Source organism: Thermofilaceae archaeon, from assembly GCA_038731975.1.
GTDB lineage: Archaea > Thermoproteota > Thermoprotei > Thermofilales > Thermofilaceae > JANXEW01.
In genome coordinates, this window is sequence record JAVYQJ010000042.1 from 1 (window position 1) to 6,766 (window position 6,766).

At 61.5% G+C, this 6,766-nt stretch carries 6 protein-coding genes; 4 read left to right on the plus strand and 2 right to left on the minus strand.

Annotated features, from left to right (window positions below):
- On the plus strand, positions 1-2,549 hold a 2,549-nt coding region (locus tag QXF46_08815), incomplete at its 5' end, for an FtsX-like permease family protein (protein MEM0226960.1).
- On the opposite strand, the gene QXF46_08820 is transcribed toward QXF46_08815, so the two are convergent.
- Positions 2,488-3,180, minus strand: coding sequence for a hypothetical protein (locus tag QXF46_08820; protein ID MEM0226961.1), 693 nt, complete (start codon positions 3,178-3,180; stop codon positions 2,488-2,490). The two genes, QXF46_08815 and QXF46_08820, sit on opposite strands and share 62 nt — an antisense overlap.
- A 16-nt stretch (positions 3,181-3,196) precedes the next feature.
- Complete coding sequence (locus QXF46_08825) at positions 3,197-4,159, minus strand: phosphate uptake regulator PhoU (protein ID MEM0226962.1); 963 nt, start codon at positions 4,157-4,159, stop codon at positions 3,197-3,199.
- 76 nt (positions 4,160-4,235) lie between these two features.
- On the opposite strand from QXF46_08825, the gene QXF46_08830 reads away from it, so the two are divergent.
- The 3 genes from QXF46_08830 to QXF46_08840 are packed head-to-tail and all read left to right on the plus strand — an operon-like array spanning position 4,236 to position 6,617.
- Entirely contained in the window at positions 4,236-5,285 is a 1,050-nt protein-coding gene (locus QXF46_08830) for an IMP dehydrogenase (GenBank protein MEM0226963.1), read from the plus strand.
- Complete coding sequence (locus QXF46_08835) at positions 5,285-6,406, plus strand: hypothetical protein (GenBank protein MEM0226964.1); 1,122 nt, start codon at positions 5,285-5,287, stop codon at positions 6,404-6,406. Before QXF46_08830 ends, QXF46_08835 begins: the two co-directional genes overlap by 1 nt.
- 37 nt (positions 6,407-6,443) lie before the next feature.
- Positions 6,444-6,617: a hypothetical protein gene (locus tag QXF46_08840; protein ID MEM0226965.1), complete on the plus strand. Its 174-nt coding sequence runs from the start codon at positions 6,444-6,446 to the stop codon at positions 6,615-6,617.
- The last annotated feature ends 149 nt before the right edge of the window (positions 6,618-6,766 follow it).

Consider the following 6,766-nt stretch of genomic DNA (forward strand, 5'->3'; position numbering starts at 1 on the left):
ACTGGTGGAGGCAGGCGCCCGCGGTGCTGCAGCCGTACGACCTGCTCAGCAAGAGTCTACCTCTCAGCTACGGCTTCTACTACAACGGCTTCGAGGACGTAGCCCTGGTTTGGGTTCAGCCGAACCTGAGGTTCGTGATAGCCGGCTACTACGGGATGGGAGAAAGAGCCGCGCTGAACAGCATGCTGCTGCTTACAAACTCCACGTTAGATAACACGGAGGGTTACGGCTTCTCCGGTAAGCCGGGGCAGACGATAAGGCTCCCCGCCACAGCTTACTTGGCTGCAAAGGACTTCTACCTGGTCTCCTACGGCAGGTACAGGGTATTCCTGGAGCGGCACGTGGGGAGCCCCAGCGCTGACGAAGCGCTCAGCAAGGCGAGAGAGTACCTGGATAAAGCCGAGAGGGCCTTCAAGGCCCGAAGGTACAGTGAAGCGTACGCCTACTCGCTCGTGGCGAGGGCCTACGCGTACAAAGCCTACATCACCGATGTGATGCCCCTGGTAAACGACGCTGCCCGCTCAATGCTCTACATGTTCCCGCTGGCGGCCTTCGCCGCCTTCTTCATCGAGAAGGTCTTCATCCACAGCGAGGGTGTGCGCAGGATCGTCGTGATGGTTGCGGTGGCGGCAGTGCTGATCTGGCTCTTCTCACTTATACACCCGTCCTTCGCGATAATCAGCAATCTCTCTCTCGGCCTCATAGGTTCGCTGATCACGATAATCCTGCTCATCACGCTCGTAATGCTGGGCTCTGAGGGCGAGACCCTCCGCAGCGCCATAGAGCGTAGGGTGCTGGGCGTTCACAGGGCGGAAGTCAGCAGAATGGACACGGTGATCACAGCTTTCTCGATGGGGAGCGAGTACATAAGGCGCAGGCCCTTGAGGACCGCGCTAATGCTGGCCACGATCATCGCGATGGCTATCGCCCTCACCTCCTTCACCTCTCTGATGCCGACGAGGGTCACGCTACCAGTCGTCCGCCACGGCTACCAAGCGACCATCGATGGGATCCTGGTGAAGAACGGGCGCGGCGTTCCGCCAGCCACGCTGAACAAGGACATCGTGAACGTGGTAGCAGTGATGGCAGGCCCCCGCTACGCGGTTCTACCGAGGGCTTGGGTGTACCCACCGGTCGATAGGGGCATTTCGCAAGTGGCCTTCAGGGTGGTCAGCGAGAAGGGCTTGAATGCCACCGTTGCCGCGATCGTGGGGATAACCGCCGCTGAGTACAGGCTGCTTTACGCGAACTTCACCAGCGGCGCGGGCCTACTGTCGGATGACGGCAACTACGCCATTATCTCCAAGGCCCTCGCCCAGAACCTCAGCGTGACGCTGGGAGAAAGCATATACGTTCTCGGGCAGGAGTTCATAGTCACTGGGATCATTGAGTCCCCCGAGGCTTTCGATAGGATCGTGGAGGCGGACGGCTACAACTCTATGCCGGCCGACCCGATGTTCTTCCAAACCCTCGCCAAGGACATAGCCGTCTCGCTGCAGGCGGGGGCGTCTCCACCCAACCTCGGCGTATCAAGGGTGATCATAGTACCCTTCAGGAAGGCTCTTCAGCTGAACGGCTACGTGGCCAGCATAGCTGTCGTACCCTTGCAGAAGACCTCCTTCGATGACCTCTTCAACACGGTGCGCGAGCTAGCTTACGGTCTAGACACGACGTTGTGGTTCGCCGACAACGGTCAACCCTACACCTCCTCGACGTTCACCACGATCGCTGTCGGCGGCTGGGAGATGGTTGTTACCTTGTTGATCATCGGATCCCTCAACGTGGCCATCATGGTGCTGGGCAACCTCAAGGAGAGGACCAGGGAGATCTACGTCTTGAGCGCCGTCGGATTATCGCCGGTGGGCGTCACGGTCTTCTTCGTCGCAGAGGTCCTGGTTTACGTGACTATCGGCATCGTCCTCGGCTACTTGCTGGGGTACCTCACTACGGCCGCCATGATGGGGCTCGGCGCTCTCCCACCGCAGCACATCTTCAACTTTGCTTCAGCCTTCACCATAGTTGGGTCGCTTGCCATCATAGGGGCTGCCCTCGCCGCGGTCGCCTACCCATCCTACCTGGCAGCCCGCCTCATCACGCCTTCGCTGGAGAGGAAGTGGAAGCCACCGACGAAGCCGAGAGGCGACGCGTGGGAGATCCCGCTGCCCATGAGCGTCCCCTCAGAAGCTGAAGCGCGCGGCGTGCTCGCCTACCTGTACGAGTACTACAGCGGGGCGGGCGCGGTGAAGGAGGGTGTCCACGTGGTGAGGGAGCTCTCGAAGCCCGACTACCAGGCTAGAAGCCTCTCGATGGTGGTAGCTCTAGCGCCCCTCGAGGCGGGCGTCCAGCAGAGCGTGACGGTGGAGGCGTTGTACGATAGGGGTGCGAACAGGCACGTCTTCCTCGTCCACCTGAAGAGACTGTCCGGCCCCGATAGGCCTTGGGTCGACGGGAACTACCGCTTCATCGACGATCTGCGTAAGCAGATGCTCATGTGGAGCTCCCTACCTGCGCAGGAGAGGAGGCGCTACATTGCAGCAGCTTCGTCGTAGCTTCGCTCAGCACCCGCTTAAACAAAGCCGCCAGTTGGCAGTTTTTCACTATTTTCTGGGGCATCTTAGGCGAGCCGTAGAGGAACTGCGCTCTATAGCACCAGGCGAGTCTACCCGGCTCCCGTAAATGTTCTCTAATCAGCGTGGCGATGTAAGCGGACATGGGGGCCCCCGAGGCAACGAGGAATGTTTCCATGAAGCTGGTGGGGAGAAGCTCCGGGAACACTTCGATAAGGTTCGGAGAGGCTGCGTGCAAGGATTCAATGAGGCTCTCGCGCCCCTTCAGGTTGGATGCTAGAGAGAGGTCGTAGTCGAGCGAGCCTACAACGCGTTCGAGCATTCTCAGCTCCCTCCACGGTTTCCACACGAACGATTTACGCAGTAGCCCTTTAAGCTCCACCTCAAAGGACCATGATAGCATCCTTCTGAGAGCGTCTCCGAGCGGGCGGCAATCCGCCTCAACTTCGAAGATGCCGATAATCTCGATCTTCCTATCCAAGCTCATTTGGAGCCTCCTCAGGAGGACCAAGAGGCTCGCATCGGAGATGGTGACCCTAAGCCCCCTTTGATCCTCTTCTACGCGCGCGCCGGAGGATTCGAGCATCCTCGCAGCAACGTCCTTCCAGGACACGCGCTTCTCCCCGTACCTAGCTTATAGATTTTCTCGCGGCCTCCAGCTCAACTCTACTGTCGAGCGCGTCGAGGCAGAGCGCGAGAAAGTTCGTGATGAGAGCTAGCGGCACGCTTCCAAGGATGCGGGCCGGCTCGTAGCTGGAGAAGAAGTTCGCGTAGAGCAGCGTGAGCTCTCTCGCGGCCGGCAGATCGCCGGTGTTGAAAGCGTCAACTGCGAGCTGGAAAGCCCTCTTTAGAACATGGAACAGGTTCGCATCCAACCGCTCGCCGTACTCTCTCAAGTACATGGCCAGCTGCGTGAGGATATCACCCATCCTCTCCAGCGTCTTCCCGTAGTGCAGCAGGGGGTGTATGTCAGCTGCCCCCCTAAGCCCCAGCTCCCGGGCTAGGTGGGGTTCGCGGAGGCAAATCGAGGACTGGCGGACTAGCAGGAAGTAGAACTTGTCGAGCTCATCATCCCTCTCAACAACCCTTCCTAGCAGCTCTACACTCCCACCCTTCGAGTAAGCGGCTAAATCGTCTAGAGAGAGCTGCACCAGCTCAGCCATCCTGGAAAGAATCCTCTCGAAGCTCAAGCCGGCGTGATCGAGCACCACCCCCAGGGTCACGGAACCCGTACACTCGGAGATCACTTCCACGCCGCTCAGCCTCCTCACGATCCTGTGCACGGCCCTCAGCGCCGAGTTCGGTGCAGTCACCCTCATGACGTCGTAGCCGGCCTCGTACAGCGCGATGATCCCCCTCTCCACCTCAGCCTCGCTCCCGTCGGGCAGGTTAAGCTCGGCCACCACCCTCCCTCCAGCACTTCCGCCCACCCCACCCGGCTTAACCAGGAGAGAACCGTCTGGGAGCTCCTCGATTGCTACTCTAGAGCCCTTACCTAAGCCCACCCTCACAGCCCACTTCTTCGGGAGCGCGACGGCCAGAGTGGAGTACCCAACCTGCTGGACCTTCCTCACGTAAACGCGTGAGGCCATAGTAAATAGAAAAGGGATGGGTATTTATAGAATACTGAGAGCCGGCTTAACAACCGGGTTCCAAGGGTGTGGGGCAATGGCCTGGAAGGAGAAGCTCGAGCGCGCCCCCCTAGCTCTGAGCCTAGACGATGTGCTGCTCGTCCCCCAGTACTCGGACGTGAACCTCGACGAGATCGACGTCAGCACGAGAGTCTCGAGGCGGCTGAGGCTCCGGATACCGATCATCAGCTCTCCCATGGACACCGTTACTGGCAGGGAGATGGCACTGAGGCTGGCGGAGCTCGGGGGGTTGGGGGTCCTCCCGAGAAACATGGAAACCTCGGCTGCGGTATCGGTGGTGCGGGAAGCCCGCGAGCGCGGACTACCAATAGCGGCTGCGGTCGGCCCCTTCGACGATGAGAGGGTGAAGGCCCTCGTTGACGCGGGGGTGAGCATGATCGTGGTGGACTCGGCGCACGGGCACAGCCGCAACGTCATCGAGGCGACGCGCAGGTACAAGGACTACGGTGTGGAAGTGATGTCGGGGAACATCGTCACGGGTGAAGCGGCTAGAGCGCTGATCGACGCTGGTGCGGATGCCCTCCGCGTGGGGATCGGCAGCGGCCACGCTTGCACAACCAGGGAGGTGGCCGGCGTAGGAGTACCCCAGCTCACCGCGATCTCCTGGGTGGCTGAGGTCGCCCGCGAGGCTGGTGTGGGTGTCGTCGCGGATGGCGGCATCGAGAAGCCCGCTCACGTGGTTAAAGCGCTGGCTGCGGGGGCTGACGCGGTTATGCTGGGATACCTGCTGGCGGGCACGGATGAAGCGCCCGGCGACGTCGTGGAGATAGAGGGGAGGAAGTACAAGCCCTACAGGGGCATGGGGAGCAGGGGCGCCCTAGCCTCGGGTTCGGCGCGCTACGGCTCCTTCAAGCGCGTCCCAGAGGGGGTGGAGGGCTACGTCGAGTACAGGGGCCCGGTGGAGCGGGTGGTGGACGTGCTAGTGAACGCGCTCAAACAAGGGATGGGCTACGTCGGGGCTAAGAGCCTGGACGAGCTGAGGAGGAAGGCCGTGTTCGTCAGGATCACCGAGGCTGGGCTCTACGAGAGCTCGCCGAGGGGCATGATCGTGACTCGGTGGCTGTAATGGACGTTGAAGCGGGGACTCTCCTAACCCCTGAGGGCGTGAGGGAGAGGGCGAGATTGAAGCTCGAAGGGGCGGGCTCGCTGTACGTAGAGACGGTAATCGCGCCGGGCTTCGCCGATGCTCACGCCCACCCCCAGGTCGTGGACGTCGGTGAGGGGGTGTGGAGCAACTCGTACGAGTGGATGAGTAAGCGCAGGCTGAGGGTGGACGAGGCCGCGCTGAGGGCCGACATCGACTTGTCATCGAGGCTGGCCGAGGCTTCGATGCTCAGAGCCCTCCTCGAGGGCGTGACCCTGATGGCGCTAGTGGGCAGAGCCGAAGCGAACCTCCTAGCCTACAGGAGGATGCCGGTCAAGCCGAGGGTCGTCGTGATGCCCACGATCCTCGACGTAATGAGGGGTTGGCCAACAACCTGGAGCGCGGCGAACCTGGTGATATCGCTCTCCCACCTCGACAGCCGCGTCCCGATGGGGCTCTTCGTCCACTCCCTCGGAGGCGTCTCGTCCAAAGCCCTGAGAGCGGCCTACGTCACGGCGAGGAGCTTCAACCTCCCCTTCGGACTCCACCTCAACGAGGGTTTGGACGAGCTCCACCAGCTTGTCACCCTCCTCGGCTTAAGGGAGGGGGAGGACAGCGGCATAATCGCGGTCCACTGCATCGTCGACGGCGACTTCGAGAGGTACGGGATCAGGGTGGTGCACTGCCCCCTCTCCAACCTGAGGCTGTACGGGAGAACCCTAGCTGACCCCACCAAGGTAGACGCGTTGGGCAGCGACTGGCCCCTCCTGCTCGGCAGCGCCCTCTCAACCTACAGGGGGGCGGTGAGGGTCCACGGGAAAGAGCACGCGAGCCTCCTGCTCGCGAAAGCCACCTGGGGCGGCTACGAGGTCTACGGTGTGCCTTGGAGCGGAGATTGGGTCGGCTTCGACGAGCCTCTCGAGAGGGTATTGAAGGGGGAGGCTGAGCCGAGCTTCGTCGCGGTGGCCGGCAGGATAGTCGTGGAGGAGCGACGGCTTCTCAGCTACGGCTACGACCGCAGCGACGTGGACAGGCTGGTGGATGAACTCGTAAAGCTAGCGATAGAAAAGCATCCGGCCGAGACCGTTATCCAGCAGGCATAAGCACAAGGTTTTTACGCGGTTGGAGGGTTGAGCCGCTGTGGCCCTGAGAATAAAGGGTCGCGGGGACATCGTGCGATGCCCGCAATGCGGCCACCGATTCAGCGTATCGTACTCGCGAGCTTTCGCCTGCGGTGGCTGCTTCCGGGCGAGCTTCAGCTGCGAGTACGTCAAGTGCCCCGCTTGCGGGTACGAGTTCGCTACGAGGAGCTAGGCTGGCCGGCCCTGCCCCCAGAGCTCCATGAAGTAGCCCTCAACCTCGCTCGCCAGCTCCTCGGAGCACACTAGCACGGATAACTCGTTGTTGCTGGACAGCGCGGCTTCCGTCCAGTTATGGCTCCCGATGACCGAGCACCTTCCGTC